The 20,907-nt window shown below is 68.5% G+C and carries 27 protein-coding genes; 17 read left to right on the top strand and 10 right to left on the bottom strand.

Going from position 1 to position 20,907, the window contains the following annotated elements; genetic code table 11:
- Positions 1 to 62: 62 nt before the first annotated feature.
- Genes DEJ50_RS03020 through DEJ50_RS03030 form a run of 3 tightly spaced genes read left to right on the top strand, consistent with a single transcriptional unit; the run spans position 63 to position 2,397 of the window.
- On the top strand, positions 63 to 548 hold the full coding sequence (locus DEJ50_RS03020) for a VOC family protein (protein ID WP_150205853.1): 486 nt from the start codon (positions 63 to 65) through the stop codon (positions 546 to 548).
- Complete coding sequence (locus DEJ50_RS03025; RefSeq protein ID WP_150205854.1) at positions 545 to 2,125, top strand: MFS transporter; 1,581 nt, start codon at positions 545 to 547, stop codon at positions 2,123 to 2,125. The genes DEJ50_RS03020 and DEJ50_RS03025 overlap by 4 nt, the downstream gene beginning before the upstream one ends.
- Entirely contained in the window at positions 2,125 to 2,397 is a 273-nt protein-coding gene (locus tag DEJ50_RS03030; protein WP_150205855.1) for an anti-sigma factor family protein, read from the top strand. Before DEJ50_RS03025 ends, DEJ50_RS03030 begins: the two co-directional genes overlap by 1 nt.
- A gap of 58 nt (positions 2,398 to 2,455) precedes the next feature.
- On the opposite strand, the gene rpsN is transcribed toward DEJ50_RS03030, so the two are convergent.
- Both rpsN and rpmB read right to left on the bottom strand, forming a co-directional pair.
- Complete coding sequence (gene rpsN / locus DEJ50_RS03035; protein WP_150205856.1) at positions 2,456 to 2,761, bottom strand: 30S ribosomal protein S14; 306 nt, start codon at positions 2,759 to 2,761, stop codon at positions 2,456 to 2,458.
- Positions 2,761 to 2,997 (bottom strand): 50S ribosomal protein L28, encoded by a 237-nt coding sequence (gene rpmB, locus DEJ50_RS03040; protein WP_150205857.1) that lies wholly within the window; start codon positions 2,995 to 2,997, stop codon positions 2,761 to 2,763. Before rpmB ends, rpsN begins: the two co-directional genes overlap by 1 nt.
- A gap of 69 nt (positions 2,998 to 3,066) precedes the next feature.
- Between rpmB and rpmG the strand changes: the two genes are divergently transcribed.
- The 4 genes from rpmG to rpsR are packed head-to-tail and all read left to right on the top strand — an operon-like array spanning position 3,067 to position 4,918.
- Positions 3,067 to 3,231: a 50S ribosomal protein L33 gene (gene rpmG, locus DEJ50_RS03045; RefSeq protein ID WP_007267663.1), complete on the top strand. Its 165-nt coding sequence runs from the start codon at positions 3,067 to 3,069 to the stop codon at positions 3,229 to 3,231.
- A gap of 31 nt (positions 3,232 to 3,262) precedes the next feature.
- Positions 3,263 to 3,511: a type B 50S ribosomal protein L31 gene (locus DEJ50_RS03050; RefSeq protein WP_069922962.1), complete on the top strand. Its 249-nt coding sequence runs from the start codon at positions 3,263 to 3,265 to the stop codon at positions 3,509 to 3,511.
- Positions 3,508 to 4,653, top strand: a complete 1,146-nt coding sequence (locus DEJ50_RS03055) for a CobW family GTP-binding protein (RefSeq protein WP_150205858.1) — start codon at positions 3,508 to 3,510, stop codon at positions 4,651 to 4,653. The genes DEJ50_RS03050 and DEJ50_RS03055 overlap by 4 nt, the downstream gene beginning before the upstream one ends.
- Positions 4,654 to 4,681: 28 nt before the next feature.
- On the top strand, positions 4,682 to 4,918 hold the full coding sequence (gene rpsR / locus DEJ50_RS03060) for a 30S ribosomal protein S18 (RefSeq protein ID WP_150205859.1): 237 nt from the start codon (positions 4,682 to 4,684) through the stop codon (positions 4,916 to 4,918).
- A 28-nt stretch (positions 4,919 to 4,946) separates the two neighbouring features.
- On the opposite strand, the gene DEJ50_RS03065 is transcribed toward rpsR, so the two are convergent.
- Entirely contained in the window at positions 4,947 to 5,249 is a 303-nt protein-coding gene (locus DEJ50_RS03065; RefSeq protein ID WP_150205860.1) for a hypothetical protein, read from the bottom strand.
- Positions 5,250 to 5,264: 15 nt separating this feature from the next.
- On the opposite strand from DEJ50_RS03065, the gene DEJ50_RS35545 reads away from it, so the two are divergent.
- Positions 5,265 to 5,981, top strand: a complete 717-nt coding sequence (locus tag DEJ50_RS35545; protein WP_411757668.1) for a class I SAM-dependent methyltransferase — start codon at positions 5,265 to 5,267, stop codon at positions 5,979 to 5,981.
- A gap of 177 nt (positions 5,982 to 6,158) precedes the next feature.
- On the opposite strand, the gene DEJ50_RS03080 is transcribed toward DEJ50_RS35545, so the two are convergent.
- Positions 6,159 to 7,223: an LLM class flavin-dependent oxidoreductase gene (locus DEJ50_RS03080; RefSeq protein WP_150205861.1), complete on the bottom strand. Its 1,065-nt coding sequence runs from the start codon at positions 7,221 to 7,223 to the stop codon at positions 6,159 to 6,161.
- A 198-nt stretch (positions 7,224 to 7,421) separates the two neighbouring features.
- Positions 7,422 to 8,390 (bottom strand): hypothetical protein, encoded by a 969-nt coding sequence (locus DEJ50_RS03085; protein WP_150205862.1) that lies wholly within the window; start codon positions 8,388 to 8,390, stop codon positions 7,422 to 7,424.
- Between the two features lie 515 nt (positions 8,391 to 8,905).
- Between DEJ50_RS03085 and DEJ50_RS03090 the strand changes: the two genes are divergently transcribed.
- From DEJ50_RS03090 to DEJ50_RS03115, 6 genes are all read left to right on the top strand, one after another.
- A complete protein-coding gene (locus tag DEJ50_RS03090) occupies positions 8,906 to 9,529 on the top strand; it encodes a DUF1349 domain-containing protein (protein WP_150205863.1) in 624 nt (207 codons plus the stop codon).
- A 127-nt stretch (positions 9,530 to 9,656) separates the two neighbouring features.
- A complete protein-coding gene (locus tag DEJ50_RS03095) occupies positions 9,657 to 10,808 on the top strand; it encodes a glycosyltransferase family 2 protein (RefSeq protein WP_190344238.1) in 1,152 nt (383 codons plus the stop codon).
- Complete coding sequence (locus DEJ50_RS03100) at positions 10,805 to 12,040, top strand: aminotransferase class III-fold pyridoxal phosphate-dependent enzyme (RefSeq protein ID WP_150205865.1); 1,236 nt, start codon at positions 10,805 to 10,807, stop codon at positions 12,038 to 12,040. Before DEJ50_RS03095 ends, DEJ50_RS03100 begins: the two co-directional genes overlap by 4 nt.
- A 59-nt stretch (positions 12,041 to 12,099) precedes the next feature.
- Positions 12,100 to 13,101, top strand: a complete 1,002-nt coding sequence (locus DEJ50_RS03105; protein WP_150211854.1) for a zinc-dependent alcohol dehydrogenase — start codon at positions 12,100 to 12,102, stop codon at positions 13,099 to 13,101.
- On the top strand, positions 13,098 to 14,372 hold the full coding sequence (locus DEJ50_RS03110; protein WP_150205866.1) for an MFS transporter: 1,275 nt from the start codon (positions 13,098 to 13,100) through the stop codon (positions 14,370 to 14,372). Before DEJ50_RS03105 ends, DEJ50_RS03110 begins: the two co-directional genes overlap by 4 nt.
- A gap of 20 nt (positions 14,373 to 14,392) precedes the next feature.
- Positions 14,393 to 15,112 (top strand): HAD family hydrolase, encoded by a 720-nt coding sequence (locus DEJ50_RS03115; RefSeq protein ID WP_190344239.1) that lies wholly within the window; start codon positions 14,393 to 14,395, stop codon positions 15,110 to 15,112.
- 382 nt (positions 15,113 to 15,494) lie between these two features.
- On the opposite strand, the gene DEJ50_RS03120 is transcribed toward DEJ50_RS03115, so the two are convergent.
- The 5 genes from DEJ50_RS03120 to DEJ50_RS03140 all read right to left on the bottom strand — a co-directional run bounded on the left by DEJ50_RS03120 (position 15,495) and on the right by DEJ50_RS03140 (position 19,437).
- Positions 15,495 to 16,478: an aldo/keto reductase gene (locus DEJ50_RS03120; RefSeq protein WP_150205868.1), complete on the bottom strand. Its 984-nt coding sequence runs from the start codon at positions 16,476 to 16,478 to the stop codon at positions 15,495 to 15,497.
- 58 nt (positions 16,479 to 16,536) lie between these two features.
- Complete coding sequence (locus tag DEJ50_RS35135; RefSeq protein ID WP_263399169.1) at positions 16,537 to 16,671, bottom strand: hypothetical protein; 135 nt, start codon at positions 16,669 to 16,671, stop codon at positions 16,537 to 16,539.
- Positions 16,647 to 17,186: a hypothetical protein gene (locus DEJ50_RS03130; protein ID WP_150205869.1), complete on the bottom strand. Its 540-nt coding sequence runs from the start codon at positions 17,184 to 17,186 to the stop codon at positions 16,647 to 16,649. The genes DEJ50_RS35135 and DEJ50_RS03130 overlap by 25 nt, the downstream gene beginning before the upstream one ends.
- Positions 17,187 to 17,414: 228 nt before the next feature.
- Entirely contained in the window at positions 17,415 to 18,467 is a 1,053-nt protein-coding gene (locus DEJ50_RS03135) for a Kelch repeat-containing protein (protein ID WP_150205870.1), read from the bottom strand.
- 112 nt (positions 18,468 to 18,579) lie between these two features.
- Positions 18,580 to 19,437, bottom strand: a complete 858-nt coding sequence (locus tag DEJ50_RS03140; RefSeq protein ID WP_150205871.1) for a LysR family transcriptional regulator — start codon at positions 19,435 to 19,437, stop codon at positions 18,580 to 18,582.
- A 176-nt stretch (positions 19,438 to 19,613) separates the two neighbouring features.
- Between DEJ50_RS03140 and DEJ50_RS03145 the strand changes: the two genes are divergently transcribed.
- The 3 genes from DEJ50_RS03145 to DEJ50_RS03155 all read left to right on the top strand — a co-directional run bounded on the left by DEJ50_RS03145 (position 19,614) and on the right by DEJ50_RS03155 (position 20,889).
- Positions 19,614 to 19,847: an anti-sigma factor family protein gene (locus DEJ50_RS03145; protein WP_150205872.1), complete on the top strand. Its 234-nt coding sequence runs from the start codon at positions 19,614 to 19,616 to the stop codon at positions 19,845 to 19,847.
- Between the two features lie 140 nt (positions 19,848 to 19,987).
- Positions 19,988 to 20,659 carry an RNA polymerase sigma factor gene (locus tag DEJ50_RS03150; protein WP_150205873.1) on the top strand — a complete coding sequence of 224 codons (672 nt, stop codon included), beginning with the start codon at positions 19,988 to 19,990 and terminating at the stop codon, positions 20,657 to 20,659.
- A complete protein-coding gene (locus tag DEJ50_RS03155) occupies positions 20,656 to 20,889 on the top strand; it encodes an anti-sigma factor family protein (RefSeq protein ID WP_150205874.1) in 234 nt (77 codons plus the stop codon). The genes DEJ50_RS03150 and DEJ50_RS03155 overlap by 4 nt, the downstream gene beginning before the upstream one ends.
- Positions 20,890 to 20,907: the final 18 nt, after the last annotated feature.

The following is a 20,907-nucleotide window of genomic DNA, read 5'->3' on the forward strand; positions in this document are numbered from 1 at the left end:
CAGTGGTCGCACCCGGCGGTCCGCGGCGACCGCCACCGTCCCCTCCGAAAGGCCCGCGCACCGTGACCGTCCAACCCGTCCCCGAGGGATACCCACGCGTCACGCCGTACCTGTGCGTCGACGGAGCGGCAGCCGCGATCGACTTCTACGTTTCCGTGCTCGGCGCCGCCGAGCGGATGAGGATGCCGGCCCCGGGCGGCAGGATCGGCCACGCCGAGCTGGAGCTGGGCAACTCGGTCATCATGCTCGCGGACGAGCACCCGGACATCGGGTTCCGTTCGCCGAAGGCGGTGGGCGGCACGCCCGTCACCCTGCACGTGTACGTCGAGGACGTCGACGCGGTCTTCGCCAAGGCCCTCGCCCGGGGTGCCACGGAGCTGTCGCCCGTCACGAACGAGTTCTACGGTGACCGGACCGGGCAGATCGAGGACCCCTTCGGCCACCGCTGGAACCTCGCCACGCATGTGGAGGACGTCCCGCCGGAGGAGATGGAGAAGCGCGCCCGGGAAGCCGGGGAGTCCGGGCACTCCGCCCCGGACGGCGGTTGAGCCGCCCGCCGGCGACCCCGGACCGCACGGCGACCCCGGACGCCGCGGCGCGGCGGAAGCTCCGGCGGCGGCTGGCCCCGCTCTACGCGACCGCGTTCCTGCAGAACCTGGCGCTGTGGGTGCCCGTCGAGAAGCTGTTCATGACCGGCATCGGCTTCGATGCGGCCGGGATCGGCGTCATGGCCGCCGTCTATTCGATTGTGGTACCGGTCTTCGAGGTGCCGTCGGGCCTGCTCGCCGACCGGTGGAGCCGCCGCGGGGTGCTGGTCCTCGCGTGCGCGGCGGCGGTGGTCAGCGTCACCGTCGGCGGGCTGAGCCGGAGCGTCGGGATGTACATGGTGGCGGCGTTCTTCCTCGGTGTCTTCTTCGCGATGCAGTCCGGGACCTTCGAGGCGGTCGTCTACGACACCCTGCTGGAGGAGACCGGGTCGAGCGACTCCTTCGAACGGGTCATCGGCCGGGTCCGGGTGGTCGAGAGCATCGCACTCGTCGCTAGCGCCCTGGCGGGTGGTGTCATCGCCGAAGTCCTCTCCCTGCGGGACACCTATTTCCTGACCGTGCCGCCCCTGATCGGGGCGGCCCTCGCCCTGTTCTTCTTCCGGGAACCGCGGCTGCACAAGACCGAGGAGGCCGAGCCGCTGCGCCGTCAGATCGCGGCGACCTACCGGGTGCTGCTGGGACCCGGCCGGCTCCGCGCGGTGATCCTGCTGACCGTCGCCGGCGCGCTGCTGATGCAGGGGATGCTGGAGTTCGGTCCGCTGTGGCTGGTCGCGCTGGCCGTTCCGGCGTTCTGGTACGGGCCGCACTGGGCGGGCCTGACGGCCGCGCTCGGCCTCGGCGGACTGCTCGGCTCCCAGGGCTGGCTGAGCCGCCGATGGCCCGTGGTGGCACTGGCCGCCCTGGTGGTGGGCTGTTGCTGCGTACTGGCGACGGGCCGGTCGCCGGCGCCGGTGATCGTCGCCCAGGTGGTGCTCACCCTCGCGGTGGTCGCGGTGAGCATTCCGGTACTGCACAGGCTGCACGATGCGGTGCCCTCGGCGCTCCGCGCCGGGGTCGCCTCCGGCGTCGGCACCCTCACCTGGCTCGCCTTCGTACCGTTCGCGCTGGTGATCGGGTTCGTCAGCGAACGACGGGGGGTCGGGGCCGCGGGGTGGCTCTTCGTCGCGGTCGCGCTCGTGACCGGAATCCTGATGGTCGTGGTCCTGCCGGGCGGCCCGGTCACCCCGGCGGCCGTGCCCCCCGAGAAGGAACCGGAGCACGCGTTCCCGGCCGACCGCTTCCTCCCCGAGAGCCATCCGGAGTGGCCGGGGCACTGGGCCTCCCCGCCCGTCGCCTGGGAGACCTTCGGCCTGGACCTGAGCGGTGACAGGGTGCTCGCCGAAGTCCGTGCGGCAGTCCTGGACATGCCGGCGGAGCTGCGCCGGGTCATCGTGCTGCGCGACGTGGAGGGGCGGCCTCCGTCCGAGGTGGCGGAGGCCCTCGGCATCAGCGCCGCGGAGGAGGGCACCCGCCTCCACCGGGCCCGCGGGCTGGTACGTGCCCGACTGGAGCAGTACCTGCAAGGACAGGAGCCCTGATGCCCGACGAGCCGGAGCCGAACGGGACCGACCAGCGGTGCATCGACCTGGTCGAGCTGATCACCGCCTACCTCGACGGCACCCTCCCGGAACGGTCCCGCCGGCGTATCGACGAGCACCTCGAGCTCTGCGAGGGCTGCCGAACGGCCCTCGCCCAGTGGCGTACGGTGGCCGCGCTCGCCGGCCGCCTGACCCCGGCGGACGTCGCAGACCTCGACCCCTACGTCCGCGACCGCCTCCTGTCGACCTTCCGCGAACCCCGCCGACGCTAGCCGGGCGTGGGCCCACACCCCGCCGGAGATGTGGACCCACGCGTGCTCGCCGCGGGTGCTACCAGGAGGACTTGGTGACTCCGGGCAGGTATCCGGCGTGCGCCTGCTCCCGCATGCGGACCCGCGAGAGCCCGAACTTCCGCAGGTGCCCGCGGGGCCGGCCGTCGACGCCGTCCCGGTTGCGCACCCGGGTGGCGCTGGCGTCGCGGGGCTGCCTGCGCAGCTCCGCCAGCGCCGCATTCCGTTCGGCCTCCGTCGACGACGGCCGCCGCAGGACCTCCTTCAGCTCGGCCCGCCGCACGGCGTACCGCTCGACGACCGCCTTCCGCTTCTCGTTCCGGGCGATCTTGCTCTTCTTGGCCATCAGACCTTCACCCCCCTGGCCCGGATCCGGGCCACCGCCGCCTCGACACCGATCAGGTCGACGGTCTTGATCGCCTTCGCGCTCAGGGTCAGCCGGACATGGCGTCCCTCGCTCGGCAGCCAGTAGCGCTTGCGCTGGATGTTGGGATCGAAACGGCGGGAGGTGCGCCGGTGCGAGTGGGAGATGTTGTTGCCGAAGCCCGGCCGGGCGCCGGTCAGCTGGCAGTGGGCGGACATGGTGCTACCTGCCCCTCTCTGGACGGGAGTGGTTATTGGAAATGATTTCCATTCCCGTATAGTAGCGGCATGGCACGCAACGAAGTACGCCCGATCATCAAGCTCCGCTCCACCGCGGGCACCGGCTACACCTACGTCACCCGCAAGAACCGGCGGAACGACCCGGACCGCATGGTGCTGCGCAAGTTCGACCCGGTGGTGCGCCGGCACGTCGACTTCCGCGAAGAGCGCTGACCCCCGCACCTCACTCCCGAAGGACACCGTCATGAAGCCCGGCATCCACCCCGCCTACGGCCCCGTCGTCTTCCGCGACAAGGCCGCCGACTTCGCCTTCCTCACCCGCTCGACCGCCACCAGCGAGAAGACGGTGGAGTGGGAGGACGGCAACACCTACCCCGTCATCGACGTGGAGATCTCCTCGCAGAGCCACCCCTTCTACACCGGCACCGCCCGCGTCCTGGACACCGCCGGCCGCGTCGAGCGCTTCCAGCGCCGTTACGGGAGCACGGCATGAGCCTGCCCGTCGTCATCGTCGGCGGCCTCCACTCCGACGCCCGCAAGGAGGTCGTGGACCGGCTGCTGCACTCCGTCCCCGGCAGCGTCGCCCTCCACCACGACCTGTCCACGGCGGCAGCACAGGGCACCGTGCAGCGCGTGGTGCGCGACGCCTCGGGCGAGCTGTCCCGGGGCGAAACACCCCTCGTCAACGACTGCGCCTGCTGCGCGCTCCGCGAGGACCTGGTCCCCGAACTGGAACGGCTGGCCGACAGCGGCCTGACCCGGCTGGCCGTCGTCGAACTGTGGGACTCCGTCGAGCCCAAGGCCATGGCTGAGGTGGTCGCCGCGCACGGTGCCGGCGTACTCGACCTCACCGGCGTGATCACGGCGGTGGACCCGGCGCTCGTCCTGCCGTACCTCGTCAACGGCGATGACCTGGCGGACGCGGGCCTCGCGGCAGCCGCCTCCGATCAACGCACCGTCGGCGACACCTGGGCACGCCAACTGGAGTACGCCCCCGTACTCGCCCTCGTCGACAGCCCGGAGTCCGACGAGGAGGACCGCGCCCTGCTGGCCCAACTCCACCCAACCGCCCGCCGCGTGTCCGCCGGATCCGGCGAGCTCGCGCAGGCCGCCTTCGCCGGCTTCGACGTGGAAGCGGCTGCCGCCGCCCAGCACCCGGCCTGCGCCCTGCTCCCCCAGGAGGCGGAGGAGGCGGGCGTCAGCACCCTCGTCTGGCACCGCCGCCGCCCCTTCCACCCCGAGCGCCTCTACCAGGCGCTGGAAGACCTCTGCTGTGCTGCCGCCCGCAGCCGGGGCCGGTTCTGGCTCGCCGACCGCCCCGACACCCTGCTGTCCTGGGACGCGGCAGGCGGCGCCCTGTGCGTGGAGAACGCCGGCCCCTGGCTGGCGTCCCTGCCGGATGCCGCGTGGGAACTGGTCCCGCCGATGCGCCGGGCAGCCGCCTCACTCGACTGGCACCCCGAGCACGGCGACTGCTGCCAGCACCTGGTCTTCACCTCCCCGGGCCTGGACCGCGACGGCTTGGCACGGCTCCTGGAGTCCTGCCTGCTCACCGACGCCGAATACGCGGCGGGCCCCGAGGCCTGGAAATCCCTCCCGGCCGCCTTCGACTCCCTCCTCGCCCCGGTCTCCTGACACGCCGACACCCACAAGGAACAACGACATGCCCCGCCGCCAGATCCCCCACAAGCCGCTGAAGTCCCGCCCCAACCCGCTGGACACAGCGGGAATCACCTACATCGACTACAAGGACACGGACCTCCTGCGGAAGTTCATCTCCGACCGCGGCAAGATCCGCAGCCGACGCGTCACCCGCGTCTCGGCCCAGCAGCAGCGACAGCTCGCCACCGCGATCAAGAACGCCCGCGAGATGGCCCTCCTCCCACACGGCCCCCGCTGACCCCGGGACCATGCCCTGCCAGGACGATTCACCGGGTGGTGTCCTGCCCTATCGCGCGGAGGACATCGGCGAGCCAGAGCAAGTGGTGGCCCACGGCCCGGTTCGGGTCGGCGAGGAGGTCCTCAAGGTGCTGCCACGACTCGGAGAGCTGCCCAATGGTGATCGTTCTCGGTTCGTTGGGGACGTCGTAGAGTTCGTCGCCCGGAATGGACCAGAAGTAGTCGTGCTCGAGCGCCACTGCGTCGCCGGCTGACGCTTCGATGTGTTGCAGTGCCAGCTCGAAGGCCTGCCGAAGCCGGTCAAGCGGGATCTGCAGAGGTTCGCTGTCCATATGCTCATTGTCTCGATGACGCCCTTGCTCCGCGGCAACGATGGCTGCCGGGATCAACCCCCTGCCCCTGCTCACAAGGCGAGGTATCCCGATGACGACACGTACCCAGGACGGCAGCGCCGGCGACGTCGACTACGGCGCGATCGGCGCCGGCTATTCCTCCTACCGCCGTCCGGACGAGCGCATCGCCCGGTTCGTCGCCCAGGCCCTGGGCGACGCGCAGACGATGCTCAACGTGGATGCCGGCGCCGGGTCGTACGAGAATGCGGCGCGTCACCCGCGACCCCGTGGCCGTCCTCACCTGCGACCCCGCGCTCGTACGGGACTTCTGGCTGTACCGCTACGCACCCGAGGTCCTCGACACCGAGGCCCGCCGCTACCCGCCTGCTCGGCGTGGAGTTTCGTCGACGACCGGGTCCGCGAGCACTTCGATCACTCTGGCCATGCTCGCGGCTGCCGCGCGCCAAGGGCGTACCCGCGAGGTCTGCTCCTCGTCGCCGACTGCACGCGACTCCCCTGCCCGGCGCGTCCGTACACGGAATCTTCTCGGCCGGCCTCCTCGACCACCTCCCCGACCCGCACACCGCCCTGCGCGAATGGGCTCGCGTCACCGCCCCGATGGTGTCCTGGTCCTCTTCCACCCCTCGGGCCGCGCGGAACGCGCCGCCCGCCACGGCCGTCCCTTCGACCCCGACGACCTCCTCGCCGAGAACAATCTCCGCGCATCCCTGAAGGTGACGGGCTGGCGCCTGGAGGAGTACGAGGACGCCGCCGGTCACTTCCTGGCCCGTGCCGTCGCCGAAGAGCCGGGCAATGTCCTCTCCGTCCACCATGACCCGTCCGCCGAGGGGGCCCGGGAGCCGGATACCGAAGGTGAAGGCAGGGTGCGGGTGACGACGCGCGGAGTGGTCAGGCCAGGAGTTCGGCGAGTTGGGCCATCTCGGCGGGCGGGTCGATCACCGGCTGGATGAGGAGTTCGCCGATACCTGCCTGTTCCAGGGCGGTCATGCGGTTGAGGACGGCGTCGCGGGTGCCGACGAGGGCCAGGGTGTTCATCAGCGAGGGGAGGACCAGGTCCCGGTCCTGCGCTGCGATGCGTCCGAGGTAGCCGGGGTAGAGCTTGGTGTACCGGTCCGGCGCGGTGGCGGTGGTGCCACGCCGGTCCAGGAGCGCTCGCACCGCCGCGCGTTCGTCGGGGCCGAGTTGCTCCGCAACCGCGGGTGTGTCGGCGGCGAAGTCCAGCAGCGACAGGACGAGATGACCTGTCGCGTCCCGGGCCGCGTCGCCGTGGGGGTCCCCGTTCTCGTCCAGCAGGTGGATCGAGGTGACCACGTAGGAGTTCTCACAGGAGTTCTCATGGGAGTCGGGGTCGCGGGACGTGCCGTGGACGGCCTGGCGGCGGGCGTCGTGCAGTCGGTGCCAGGCGACCGGGTCGAGCAGGCCGAAGGAGATGAGGCCCGCGCCGCGGCGGCCGGCGACGGCAGCGGCCTTGGGCCCGAGCGCGGCCACGACGAACTCGATCGGATCGGTGGTGTTCACCTGCGCCCCGGTGTGCAGGAACCGGATGTCGCGGGCCCGGTCACCTTCGCGGTACGCGGTCGGGCGCCCGGCGCACAGATCCTGCAGGGCTGCGGTGAATTGCTCCAACGTGGCCACCGTGGTCGGCGGCATGCCCAGGGTGCGCCGGGCGGTGTTTCCGGTGCCGACCCCGCAGATGATCCGGCCCGGTGCCAGGGCGTTGAGGCTGGCGAACCCGCTCGCCGCGGCCGGAGCCGAGCGCAGCGCCGGTGAGGTCACGCCGATACCGAGCCTGATGCGCCGGGTGGCCTTCGCGCACAGGCTCAAGGCGACGAAGGGGTCACCGTGGACCATCGGGGTGTCGTTGACCCAGAAGCTGTGCAAGCCCAATTCCTCGGCCCGCACGGCGAGATCCTCCACACCGGGGTGAGCGGCAACCACGACGCCTGCACGCATCGAATCTCCAGGGCACGGGGACCGAGTCGAAGGTACTCATTCTGGCAGCCCGCCAGCTCGCCGACGCGCTGAAGCCGATGGCCGACCGCGCTTGTCGAGGACGGCTTCAGCCCACCCCACCGGCCTCGTGCAGCGGCCCACATCGGAGGGGATGGGCATCACCGATGTTGAGCCGGCGCCGGAACTCCTGTGCACGCGTTAGGAGCCGGGCGAGCTGGCCGTCGTCTGGCAGGTCTCTCCCGCGAGGGAGGTCATCGCGTCGTTGAGTCGCGTGTGCCAGGGCTGGCTGGCCATGCTCATGGAGTTGACTTTGCTGATCAAGTCTCCGTCCTTCAGCTCCCGCTCGTATCGCTGCATGTCCTGGCCCATCCGCGTGAGCCAGTCGTCCTGGGCCTTCTTCGCCAGAGCGTGCTGTTCCCTCAACTCGTCCGGCGCCTTCTGTGTGTTGAGGGAGGTGAAGGACTGCCGGGCGCTGTCGAGGTTCGACTGTGCATGGAAGAGAAACCTCTCCTTGCGAATGGCCATGCCCCCCAAGGGATCGTCAGACCCGGGATTCGCCCGGAGGTAGATCGCGTCGTTGTGCTGCTCCGACAGCACCCTGTTCACTTGCTTGCAGGTGCCGACGACCTGTTTCCGATAGTCAGCCACCTCGTCTGGAGCCATCAGGAGGTAGCCGGTCGCAAGGAGCGCGGCGGCAAGGACTCCGGCTGCCAGCAGCATGACGCGTCTGGGCTGTTTGAAGAAGCTCATCTGCTGGGCGACCGGCGCGAAGCGGTCACCCTCGTGGTGGTCGGAGTAATAGAAGCCGCCGTTCTGCTGGTGAACGCTGCCACCGCGGTCCGCGTGCGCCTGCAGATTCATGCGCGCCCCACTCGTGTCGCGGGCCGACTGCTCACGGACTAAGTCCTGTAGGACCACCCCCAGCTCGGGCGAGGCGGCGATCAGCGGCTCGAGTCGGCCCTGCAGGAGTCCTACGACCGCACTCTTGCCCGCCGGATGCCCCGCAACCTCCGACGCGGTCCTGTCGAGCGTGGCTACGGCATGCTCCGCCCCATCGGGGGCATCTCGGCGCAAGCGCTGGACCAGGCTTTCCCGCATCGCGCTCCACGCGTCCGTCGTCATGGCCTGGACGAGTGCGGCGGCAAGCAGTGCAAGGCTCGGTTCCACGATTCCCCCACCGATGGTTCTTGTGAACTGGCACGACTACTGAGTGCCATCCTCCTGGGAGCCATCGCGCCGTGGTTGGGCATCGCGCATCGTCACCCGAAAGGGGAGTTGGTCTACGGCCCGAACTGCATCGCATCGTGCGGCCAGGTTTCACGACGCAGTGTCGGCCAGCTCAGCGTGGGCTCCACGCGCTCGCTCTGGTCCGCCCCCGAGCGCCGTCGCCGGCGCAACACGACAGGTGAGAACAAGTCATTCCCAAAGAGCAACAAGAGCGAACTTGATTCAACAAATACGCACACGATCACACAACAGAGTGCCAAAATGACCGATTCACACTATTTGCCCCACCCTCTCGCTCAGGCCGAATCTCTGCGAAAGTCATGCCCGAGTTGCATCCATAGATTGCATTCATTCCCTCTGGGGGATTTTGCCCCCCTATCCCTTTCCGTCGCAACACGCCATGATCTCAGCGGTTAAGAAATCCGCGACACGTCACACCGATACACGAGGCAACCGTGACACAGGCAATTAGCGTTCCCGGCCTGCCATTCGAGCTGGCACCGGAAGGGCCTTCCAATGGCACGACGTGGCACGTGGGAGGCGGGAAACTCGTTATCAATGCGGGCCCGCAGACAGATCTGTTTCTCGACCCTGCGCGGGAACCCTCCACAGAAGGAGCCGATCTCCTGCGCCTCGCCGGAGATGTCAGCGGCGATTTTCAGTTGACCGCCCAGGTGGAAGTGGATTTCCAGGACACCTTTGATGCAGGAGTGCTGTTCGTCGGCATAGCGGACCACAGCTGGGCGAAGTTGTGCTTCGAGTACACACCTCAGCGCCGCCCCAGTGTTGTTTCGGTGGTGACTCGAGCAGACTCGGACGACGCAAACAGCAACGAGGTTCAGGAGAACCGGACATGGCTGCGCGTATCCCGCATAGGGAGGGCGTTCGCATTTCACGCGTCGGACGACGGCGACTGGTGGCGTCTGATCCGATACTTCTCCCTGGGCCCGCTGCCCGAATCAACGGCATTGAAGGTCGGCTTTTTCGCTCAATCTCCCTTCGGCGCGGGATGCACCGCCATCTTTGACAACATTTGTTTCCGGCGGGAAACACTCGACGGGCTCCGGAACGGTAGCTGAGCACCGGGCCCACATGGAAAGTGGCCTCGCCCAGGTAGGGGTGAGGCCACCGCTTCTCACATCATTTCACATGCCAGGCGTGGTGTTGTGCTGCGCCCTGGAATCGTGCTGCCGAAATGAGGTTCTCGTGCGCAGCAGTGTTATCGTTCCCATATTCCAGTCCCAGACAGTCCTGTCAATCTTTCTCAGCTCGCTGAAACGTACTGTCGAGCCCGATACCCAGCTGATCCTGGTGAACGACGGTTCCGGAGCCGAGGCGGCTGAACTCATCGAGGAGTTCGCTCGCACGGTCAAATCAGAGCGTGCGGGCGCGGTCACCGTTGATACGTTACACAACAAGAGTCCTCGCGGTTGCGGCCAAGCGCTCAACCAGGGTCTCGAGATTGCGGACGGTGAGTACGTCTTCTTCATCGACTCCGATCTGATCCTGCAGCCCGGTTGGCAATCCGGAATGCAGCGGACCTTGAGTGAACACCCGGACGCCGGCATGACTGCGGGAGTCCTGCTGTACCCGCAGACCGGAGGGGTGCAGCATTGCGGAATCACGTTCAGTGAAACACTTGGCAGGCACCTGTATCTCAACGCTCGGACGGCTGATCTGCCGTCATCCCGATATACGGTGCAATTGGCCGCGTTTGCCATGTTCGCCATGACCCGCGAGGTAAGAGAAGCAGTCGGCCTGCTGGACGAGCGGTACTTCAATGGATATGAGGATTTCGACTATCAGATGCGGGCAAGGGAACTTGGTTACCACACGGTGATCGACCCGAGCGTCATCTCGTACCACTGGGAGCAGCGCAATGGTGTGCACCGAGCGGGAAACCGCAAGACCAATTTAGCGAGATTCTGGAAGTCCTGGGGCGCGCAGTTGGTAAATGACGTCACCCCACGTATGGTCAACACGTTATTCGGCTATGCCGCCGATCTCCGCGATTTCGTGCTGCTGGACATGGCGGAGACACGCACCGATGCCGCAGATTTCTGGCAGGCACTCGCCGATGCCTCCGTGATCGACCGGCAGAGCGTGCTCGACTACTCGGCGAAGGTAAGCGGCGAGCAGCCCATCCTTCTCCCGCAGATTTTACCGGCCGAACTGCTCGCTGAACCCCGGCCGCTTCTGATTCTGGTCGAGAACTTCGTTCGTCTGCTGGACAACCGAATGTGGCTGGCGCAACGTCTGGCGAATCAGGCGGCGGACATCGTCATCGACCTCCATGGCAACGGCAAGCGCCTGACAGATCTGTACGAGAACTGCTGGCCGGGGGTCAAGGTCCGATGACGGGTGGCACAGTAGCTTCCACGAGCGGAACGCCGAGTCTCGACTGGCTCACCACCGTCAGCCAGATCATCCCAGCCGGGTGCAGCACCCTGGCGAAGACCCCGAATCGCCTGCTGCCCGGCCATGGAGCGATTGCCGCGGTGTGCGCAAAGGACGCCGAGTTCACCGATCTCGACGGCCGTACCTGGCTGGACTGTGAGATGGCCATGGGTACGGCGACCTGGGGGCACGCCCGTCCCGAGGTCGAGGAAGCCGTGATTGCACAGCTGCGACGCGGCACGTCGTTCTCGGTGGCCGACCCTCTTGAACTGCTACTGGCGCAGCGGCTCCTGGACCGATTCGAGGTATTCGAGTCCGCAAAGTTCGCCAAGAGCGGTGCCGACGCGGTGAGCGGCGCCGTACGCATTGCCCGTGCGGCGACCGGCCGCGCCCTCGTCGTGGCAACCGAGTATCACGGGTGGCACGACTGGGCCGCGTCGGCGCACTATGCGACGGAGCCAGAACGGCTCGGCATACCGCACGCGGTGTCGGAGCTCACGCTTACCTGCGCGCCAGATGACCCGGAGCGGTTGACGGACCTGTTGCGCAAGCATTCCCTGTCCGTCGCTGCCGTGGTGCTCTGCCCGAACCGTTGGACCGTCGAGCACCTCCGGGCTGTCGTGGACGAGGCACGTTCACACGGCACGTTGGTGATTTTCGACGAGGTGACCTCCGGCATGCGCATGGGCCGCCGGGCCACCTGTGGCGAGGTGGGCATCTGGCCGGATTTGTTGTGTATCTCGAAGGGCATGGCCAATGGCCTGCCGCTCGCGGCGATTCTCGGTGCACGCCGGCACGTGATGCGCGCGGAGGACGTCCGGATGAGCAACGCACATTCCAGCGAGTCCCTGGCCATCGCCGCCGCCCTGGCATGTGAGAACTTGCTGGACGCAGCCCCCGAGTGGCCCTCATTTCGGGTGCGGACCCAGGCCATGATGGTCACCCTCCGCTCCCGCATTACCGAACTCGGCCTGACCGGACGCGTCGAGGTGCGCGGGGACTACTCGAGTTTCTCACTCGGCACCCCCGGAGCCGCCGACTTCTGGACGGACCCGTTCCGCGCCCATGTGCTGCCGCAACTAGCGGACCGAAAGATCTTCACCAAGGGCTATTTCGTCTTCTCGGACCGTCACACGCCGGAACAACTCGACAACGTCGAGCGCGCGATCTGCGCGGCACTCGCCACCTACTGACCACCGACGAACGGATACCAAACAAAGTGAAAGCGCTCGTTTACGCAGGCAAGGGACAGATGGAACTTGCAGATGTCGAGGAGCCCACCCTGAGGTCCGCCCATGATGTAAAGGTGCGGATCGCCATGACCGGCATCTGCGGCACCGACCACAAGATCATCGAAGGCAAGCTCTCGGTGGCCGAAACCGGTACCGTGCTGGGGCACGAAGGCGTGGGCACGGTGGTCGAGGTGGGCGACTCCGTCACACACCTGCAGGTCGGCGACCGCGTCATCATCAACCCCACGCAGTCCTGCGGCTCCTGCCGCAACTGCCGGCTGGGCGCCTACTGCTACTGCTTCAAATTCGACGACCACCAGGTGGGCTTCACGCTCGCCGGCACCTTCGCCGAGTACTACGTGGGCAGCGGCCAGTACCTGTACCCGATCCCCGCAGGAATGAGTTGGCAGGTCGCCAGCCTCATCGAACCGCTGGGCTGCTCGTTGAACAGCGTTCTCAAGTCGAACCTGCAGCCCCACGAGTCCGTCCTGGTGATCGGCTCCGGTGCCATCGGGCTGCTGTGCCAGAGCATCACACGCAGGTTGAGCCGACTCACCGTGGCCACAGAACCCAACGCATTCCGCCGTCAGTTCGCTGCCGGAGTCGCTCACTACGCGCTGCACCCGAACGAATTGACTCCGGAGGCTGTCGCCGATCTCACCGGCGGAAAAAAGTTCGACGTGGTGATCGACGCGGTCGGCAACCAGCTGGGCGCCGCGCTGGAAGCCGTCGCGAAGGGCGGCCGGGTGGTGCCCATGGGCTATGACGACACCTACCGGGTCGAACTGGAGCCCACGCGTCTCATCGACGACGGACTCAGCATCGTCGCGGCAGTCCCCCTGCACGACGCCATCGGCCCGGCCCTCGACTTCGCCGCCGACCTGCCCGAACTCGGCGAACTGGTAACGACCGAGGCGGACATGGACAACTTCCGCGACGCCTTCGAGGCAACGATGGGCGTCGACCTGACGACCGGGCAGAAGGTTGAGGTCAAGGCGGTCAAGGCGGTGATCCGCTCGTGAAACGACAGCTGTTCGTGACACAGCTGCATCCCAACGCACGGTACTGCATCTACACGGAGCCGTTCTGGGCTGTCTTCGGGACCGCCTCGCTCTTCTACGCGACGCTGTACATGGAGAGCGTCGGCCTGAGCACCGTGGCCATCGGTGCCATCCTCTCGGCCAACCTCTACCTCGCGTTCCTGTTCCAACTGGTGGCGGGCGGGGTGACAGACCGGATGGGCCGGCGCCGGGCCACGTTCTGGTTCGACGTCACCTCCTGGGTCGTCCCCATGTTCATCTGGGCGTTCAGCGACAACTTCTTCATGTTCCTGGTGGGGTATCTGCTGAACGCCTCATCGAAGATCGTCAACGTGTCCTTCTGGTTGCTCGCGACGGAGGACAGCCCAGAAGAGGACCGGCCCCGCATCTTCGCCGCGATCAAGGTAGTGATCATGTTCGCGGGGCTGCTGGTGCCGATTGTCGGGGTCCTCATGGACACGTACGGCACGGTGCCGACGCTCCGTGTCCTGTTCTTCGTAGGCGGCCTTGCCATGCTGCTGCACAACGCACTGCGGCATCGGTACACCGCCGAGACACAGGCGGGCATCGAAGCGATGGAACGACATGCCGGCACGCGCCTGCCGAAGCGCATACTCGACAGCGGCAGGCTGCTGTGGGCGGCGGCGTGCCACGCGGCACTGCGCCGGCTGATTTTCATGTACATGCTGAGCTTTGTGGCCTTCCAGCTCAACATTTTCCTGGCCGTATACCTGACGAAAACGCTGGAATACAGCTCCTTGGTGGTCGGCATGGTCCCGGCCGTCGGCGCGGTGACCGCACTGTTCTCCTACGCCGTCGTCATGCCGTGGGCCGCCGACCGAGTCTCTGCGGGCAGCATGGCCCGATGGTCCCTCGTCATCAGCTGTGCGGGCTGGCTGCTCTTTCTCGCGCTGGGGCGGAGCGACCTCATCCTGCTCTTCGTGTGCACTGTCCTCACCTCGGCGGGACCGTTCCTGGTGGAGTCCTATCGCGACGCCATCGTCGTCAGCTGCGTGCACCCCCACGAGCGAGCCACGTTCTTCGCGGCCGTCCAGACCTTCACCGCAGTGGTGTCCATCCCCACCGGATACCTGGCAGCCGTGATCTTTGACACCCAACCGCTGCTCCTGTTCGGCGCCATCGCCTTGCTGTACGCGATCGCCGCCGTCTGCGCCTTCGGCAAGCTGTCCTACCAGGCTGACGTCCGGCTCCTGCCCCGGCACGGCCACCCGGACACGGTGGCAGCCAAGTGAACGGGCCGGACCGAGCCCTGGTGCTCGACTTCGACGGACTTGTCGCCGACACCGAGGTGCTCTGGCTGGCGGCTCTCTCGGAGCTCTACCGTACGTTCGGGCACACGCTTCCCGTCGACCGCTACGTCGAGTCGATCGGCGGCACACTGGACGACTTCGACCCCTTCGAGCACCTGGCCAGCCGGTGCGGCACCCTCAATGCAAAAGAACTGGAGGAGCGAGGAGAGGAGCGGTTTCGGACCTGGATGATGTACGAGGATCCGCTACCGGGGGTCCGGCGCTTGGTGGCGGAAGCGACCCGGCGCGGTCTGCCCCTGGGCATCGCATCGAGTTCCAAGGCCTCCTCGGTGCTGCCACATCTCGAGCAGTTCGGGCTGCTCAACTCATTCAACGTGATCGCCACTGCTGACGATGTCGCTCGGCTCAAGCCTGCGCCCGACCTCTACCTCACAGCTGCGCGGCAGCTCGGTGTGAAGCCGTCTGCCATCGTGGCCTTCGAGGACTCTGGCCGGGGAGTGCATGCGGCAACGGCGGCTGGTGCGTTCTGCGTGGCGGTTCCACACGTGCTGACACGATCCCACGACTTCACCGCGGCCCACCACCGGCTCAGCTCGTTGTCCCTCTGCGACTTGGACGACTTGCTCGAACGGGCTCGAAGTCTTCCTGGTCGCGGCGGGCTTGGCGCCGCCACGATCGCATGCGCGCCGAGCGGCGCCGGGCCGGCGGTTCCGCCCCCATGACCTGGGCCGACCGCTGCAGTGGGGGCCCCGCCGACTCATGTTCGGGTCAGCGGCGGGTAGACCCCGGCTACCGGTGCCAGACGTGCGGGGTGGCCGCGAGCGCCATCGTGGGCAGAGCGCGACAACCGTGCCACCGCTGAGCACCCAGGCCATGGCGGCTACCGCGGCCGTGAGCGGGACAAGGAGCAGCTTCCACTGCATGGTGCTCACACGTGTCTGTCGCGGCAGTCGGTGTCCGGCGAAGTCGAAGTAAGTCCACCAGGCTCACACGGTCTCACCGAGCACGATGATGGGACGACCGCGCAGAGCGCGGTCCCGGTCACGAAAGGCCTGCTGGGGCGTCGGAATCCGGGGCTGTCGCCTCGCATCACTCCGCGCACTCTCAGCCGTTGAGATTCCCCATGAACTCGGGTGCGTAGCGGTCGCCGGCTGCCACGCCGGGCGGGGCGACGGCCTCGATCGCGGCGATGTCCTCGGCCGTGAGGGTGACCTCGGTCGCCGCGGCGTTCTCCTCCAGGTAGCGGCGGCGCTTGGTGCCGGGGATGGCCACCGCGCCCTGGTGCTGGACCCAGGCGAGGGCCAGCTGAGAGGGCGTGACCTCCTTGGCGGTTGCGATGCGGTGGACCTCGTGGACGACGTCGAGGTTGCGTCGGAAGTTCTCGCCCTGGAACCGGGGGTCGGTGCGGCGCCAGTCGTCCGCGGCGAAGTCATCGGGGCTGGTGATCGCGCCGGAGAGAAAGCCTCGCCCCAGCGGGGAGTAGGCGACCAGGCCGATCCCGAGCTCGCGCAGGGTGTCCAGCACCCCGTTGTGTTCGATCTCGCGCTCGAAGAGCGAGTACTCGGTCTGTACGGCGGTGAGCGGGTGGACGGCGTGGGCACGCCTGATCGTCCGTGCGGACGCCTCGCACACGCCGATGTGTCGCACCTTGCCCTGGTCGACCAGCTCGGCCAGCGCGCCCACGGACTCCTCGACCGGCACCTTGGGATCGATGCGGTGCAGGTAGTAGAGGTCGACATGGTCGGTGCCCAGATGGCGCAGGGAGCGGTTCAGCGCCCGGCGTACGTATTCGGGTCGGCCGTTGAGATCTCGCACCTGGCCGTCGTCGGTGATCTCCACGCCCGTCTTGGTGGCGACAACGGCGGCATCCCGGCGCCCGGCCAGCGCTTTGCCGACCAGTTGCTCGTTGACGAACGGGCCGTAGCTTTCGGCGGTGTCCAGCAACGTGATGCCGAGCTCCAGCGCACGGTCGATGGTGGCCAGCGACTCCGTCTCGTCCGTGGCCCCGTAGAACGCGCTCATGCCCATGCAGCCGAGGCCCTGACTGCCCACCCTCAGCCCCTGACCGCCCAGTGTCCGCTGTTCCATGACGTCTCCTCGCGTGACCAGTCGGCGACGGGTGCGGCCTTTGCCCCTGCGAGGCCGTTCAGGGCCGGCGGGGACGGGTTTCCATCCAGTCGACCATCAGGCGGCGCTCGGCGAAGAGCCACACGCCGCCCTGCTTGACGAATTCGTCGAGGTGGCGGATGGCCGCGATCATGATCGTGCGCTCGTCGTCCATACCGAACGCGATGTGGTGGGCCAGGCAGTCGGCTCCGCCGGGTAGCGCGGGCGAGGAGCCTGGAACGTTGCCCGGTAGTCCGCAGGAGACGTACCGACATGGCGGTGGAACGCTGCGCGGAAGGCGGCGGGGCTGCCCAGGCCACTCAGGCGGGCGACCTGCTCGACGGGGTTGGTGGATGAAGGTGCCGCCGGGACATGTGCGCGGTCCGCCAGCTTGTCCAGGGTCTGCGGGTGGGCGAGGTGGCCGAGCATCCAGGTACGGATCGCCGCGAGATCACGACCGTGACTGGCCGGCCGGAAGCGTTCGATGAACTGGGCGTGGCCGCCCGAGCGTTGAGGAGGGGCGACCAGATCCCGGGCGCGGGCGTTGGCGGCTGCGGAGCCGTAGTCGCGCCGGACGATGTGCAGGCAGAGGTCGACGCCCGCGGTCACTCCCGCGGAGGTGAGGACGTCGCCGTCGTCGACGTAGAGCTCGTTCGGCCGGACGTCGACCTTCGGGGGGAGGAGATCCACACGGCCTATCCCCGTCTGGCCATGGTCCGCACGCTCGTCGACGCGATCGTCGAGCGAGCCGCCCGGTCGACCGCGGCAGCCCCGCGCTACTCCCTCGGAGGCGAACTGTTGCGCGAACGCAGGAGCGACGGGGTGACCGGCATGGAACGGGCCGCCGCATCGTCCCCCTGGGGGAGTAGCACTCCCCCTGCTGGGCCATGGTCCGCTTCCTTCACAAGCGCCTGTCGCTCAGCCCGGATACAGCTCCAGCATGTCCTTCGAGGCGCCGCCACCGCAGGTGGGGGCGCCTGCGGCGAAGTAGGCGCGGCCGTGCACCGCGCCGGCGGCGAATCCGTGCCGGCTCTGGGGCAGCGGGCTTGTGGCGGACCAGCGGTCGGACTTCGGGTCGTAGACGGTCACGTCGCCGAAGGTGGTCCCGCCGGGGCCGCATTCGCCGCCGGCGTAGACGATCCGGCCGTCGAGGACGACCGCGGCCCCGGCCGACCGGGGCGCCGGAAGCGGCGCTGCCGTGCTCCAGCGGCCCGTGCGGGGGTGGTAGATGTCGTGGCGGGCCAGGTTGTCGGTCACGTCGGCCGCCCTGCCGCCGAACACGTGGATATCGCAGCCGAGGACGGCGATACCGGCGTGATCGCGAGGCTCGCCGGGCAGCGGCGGCGCGCCGGCCCATTGACGCCGTCGGGGGTCGTACACGAAGTGGCTGTTCACCGTGCCGAATCCCAGGGAAAGCGGCGGTTCCGGGATCGTGACGACCGACGTGGATTCCCGGCCGCCGATGAGGTGGAGCCTGCCGTCCACGGCGGCGACGGCGACCGAGCCGAGTTTCCGGGGCATGTCGGGCAGCCGGCTCCACCGGTCCCTGGCCGGGTGGTAGACGTACGCCACCGGTTGCGGGTGCAGGTGCACCGCGTCGGTGAACCCGCCGAAGGCGTACAGCCTTCCGTCGAGGGCGGCCACCCCGACGTGGGTGAGCGGGCGTGGCAGGGGTGCGTGGGACGCCCACCGGTCGGTGCGCGGGTCGTAGCTGGTGACCACGTCCGATGCCCACACCGGTGCGGTGTCGTCCCGTTGGAGGGTGCCGCCGACGACATACAGGAGGCCGTCGAGCGCGGCGGCCCCGACTTCGGCGCGGGCCTGCGGCATCGGGGTCCCGGCCCGCCACTGGGCATGGCCGTCGGCAGCTGACTCCATGGCCTGGGCGCTGCCGCGGGGCGTGCCCAGACCGGCGGCGGTGATCGACAGTCCCGTCAGCGCGCCCAGGGCGCTTCGTCGCGTAAGAGGCATGACCCGACTGTGCGGGCGGGGCCCGGTCGGCGTCCAAGACCGATCGGGGCGATCCGATACCGGATGGGTATCGTGGCAGGCCGCGCGGCCCGCCACGCGGCCTGCCGTCGCCTCAGGTGCGGTACGCGGCCGTGGCGATCTGCACGAACGAGCGGAGTGCAGGGCTGGTGTGGCCCTCGTTCCATGCCACCACGACGCGGCTCGGCGCCATGTCGGTCAGCGGGACGACGGCCAGATCTTCGGACAGGTCGTGCCCGAGCGGGGCCATGCCGACCGTGCCGTTCCACAACACGGCCTGCACGCACTCCGCAACGCCCCGGACGACGGGGCCCTGCCGCGGTTCACCGCCGTTCCAGTACGACTGCCAGTACGGGTCGGTGCCGTCCGGGAACCGAAACCAGCGCCGCGCCGCAAGGTCGGCCAGTTCCAGATCGTCGCGGCGGGCCAGCGGGTCGTCGGCACGGAGCACCGCGCCCACCGGGTCGGAGCGCAGTTCGTGCACGGTCAGGCCGGTCTCGTCGAACGGTGCGCGGGTCAGGGCGACATCGACCAGTCCGGCGCGCAGTCCGCAGGTCGGGTCGGTGAGGTCGGTCTCGCGGATGCGGACCTCGACCTCCGGGTGCCGGCGCCGGTACGCGGCGGCCAGCCGTTGGGCACCCCGGTCAGTGCCGTCGCCCAGGATGCCGACCATGAGAACGGCGGCACCGGTGGCCGCAGCCGCAGCCACCCGCACCCGCACCAGATCGGCTCGGTCGAGCAGGGTGCGCGCCTCGTTCAGGAGCGTCGCGCCGGGCGCGGTGAGAGTGACTCCTGCGGGGGATCGTTCGAGCAGAGCGGTACCGAGGTCGGCCTCCAGCTGCTTGATCGCCCGGCTCAGGGGCGGCTGGCTCATGCGCAGCCGGGCGGCAGCCCGGCCGAAGTGGAGTTCCTCGGCCACGGCCACGAAGTAGCGAAGGGTGCGCAGCTCCATGGCCGTTGACGATACCCGCGGGTGCCGACCTCCTCGAGGCCCGGCTCACGGGCGGCGTCCCACCCGGGTGATTCGGCGCCGGCCGCGACATGAGCATGATAGGAGTTGGCTCATCACCGGGATGCGCCGGTGGGAAGCCGGCCGACCGTCCCCGCCGCAGGAGAACAGGAGGAGTCATGAACTGTGCCGAGTTCGTGGAGCTGGTGACCGAATTCCTCGATGGCTCCATGAGCGAGTCGGCCGAGTTGAGTTGTGTGGTGCACCTGGCGCGGTGCGAGGGTTGCGAAACGTACCTCGACCAGTTCCGGCAGACCACCGCGGCCCTCGGCGGTACGCTGCCCGGTCCGGGCATCCCCGCCGCGGCACGTGAGCAACTCCTCGAGGCGTTCCGCGGGGCGACGCGCCCCTGAGACGTGCCCCTGAGGTGAGCGGCGGCCGTCGACCGTCAAGGGGTTCTTACGGGTCGATGACGAACTCCCCCCGCCCTCCAAGCGCTCGTACCACTGCCCTAGGCTGGCGCTTCCAGTTGACGTCCGGCAAGGAGAGAACCATGGCAGGCCCACGCGAACTGCCCCCGGACGAGGTCCTGGTGCAGCGCCTCCGAGACGGTGACGAGGAGACGTTCGCCCTGGTCCTGGACTCCTGGTCGGGCGGGATGGTCCGGCTCGCCATGTCGTTCGTGTCGACCAAGGACTCGGCCGAGGAGACGGTCCAGGACACCTGGCTGGCGGTCATCAGGGGCATCGACGGTTTCGAGGGCCGCGCGTCCCTGAAGACGTGGGTGTACCGGATCCTCGTCAACACCGCGAAGGCGCGCGGGGCCAAGGAGAGCAGGACCGTGCCCTTCGCCAGCCTGCTGCCGGAGGAGGAGGGGCCGACGGTCGACGCCGAGCGCTTCCGCGCCACCGGCGAACCGTACGCCGGGCACTGGGTCGCCGGGCAGGAACCGCGTCCCTGGCACATCCCCGAGGACCACGTGCTGCGCGGCGAGGTCCGCGAGGTGATCGCGGAGGCGATCGACGAGCTCCCGCCCCGCCTCCGTACCGTGATCACCCTGCGCGACGTCGCCGGGTACGGCTCCGAGGAGGTGTGCTCGCTCCTCGAGATCTCGCCGGGGAACCAGCGTGTGCTCCTGCATCGGGGCAGGGCCCTGCTGCGCCGTAAGCTGGAGTCCTACTTGTCCGGTGCCCATGACATCGCCGGCGGAAGGGGGCGCGCGTGAACTGCAACGACTTCGTGGAACTGGTGACCGAGTTCCTCGACGGCGCCCTCTCCGAGGACACCGAGCAGCGCTTCATCGAGCACCTGGCGCAGTGCTCCGGGTGCGAGAACTATCTCGACCAGTTCCGTCAGACGATCGCCGCCACGGGCGAACTGACCCCGGAGGGCATCTCGTCGGATGCCAGGCAGCACCTCCTCTCCGCTTTCCGGGACTGGCAGCGGGACGTGTAACGCTCGTGCGGCGCGCCC

This window comes from Streptomyces venezuelae, from assembly GCF_008642295.1.
In the GTDB taxonomy this organism is placed as follows: domain Bacteria; phylum Actinomycetota; class Actinomycetes; order Streptomycetales; family Streptomycetaceae; genus Streptomyces; species Streptomyces venezuelae_C.